Source organism: Aquitalea sp. FJL05 (assembly GCF_003852595.1).
In the GTDB taxonomy this organism is placed as follows: Bacteria; Pseudomonadota; Gammaproteobacteria; order Burkholderiales; family Chromobacteriaceae; genus Aquitalea; species Aquitalea aquatilis.
In genome coordinates, this window is sequence record NZ_QAJS01000034.1 from 1 (window position 1) to 333 (window position 333).

Annotated in this window: 1 protein-coding gene; it reads right to left on the minus strand. The window is 66.1% G+C overall.

Annotated features, from left to right (window positions below; all coding sequences use genetic code 11):
• A partial coding sequence (locus DBR44_RS19585; protein ID WP_158613690.1) for a hypothetical protein occupies window positions 1-333 on the minus strand: 333 nt, incomplete at both ends.

Here is a 333-nt window from a genome sequence, read left to right on the forward strand (position 1 = left end):
CGCTGGCCGAGGTATTGCCGGCTACATCGGTGATGGTAGCGGCCACGTTCAGCGTACCGCCTTCGGCCGGAGCCGTCGGGGTGATCACCACCTGGCCGGCGCTGATTTCAGCAGCAGTCAGCACATGACCGGCTTGCGCCACGCCATTGATGGTGACGTTCAGCGTGTCGCCCACCTTGGCATCGCTCGGCAGGCCGATGTTCACCGTATCGGTGGTGGCGCTGCCCTGCTCGGCCTTGTTGATGAAGCCGTCGTTGTTGGCGTCGGTGGCGATGACCACCGTCGGTGCCGACGGGGCGGTGGTGTCGCGTACTGCACTGTCGCTGGCGCTGG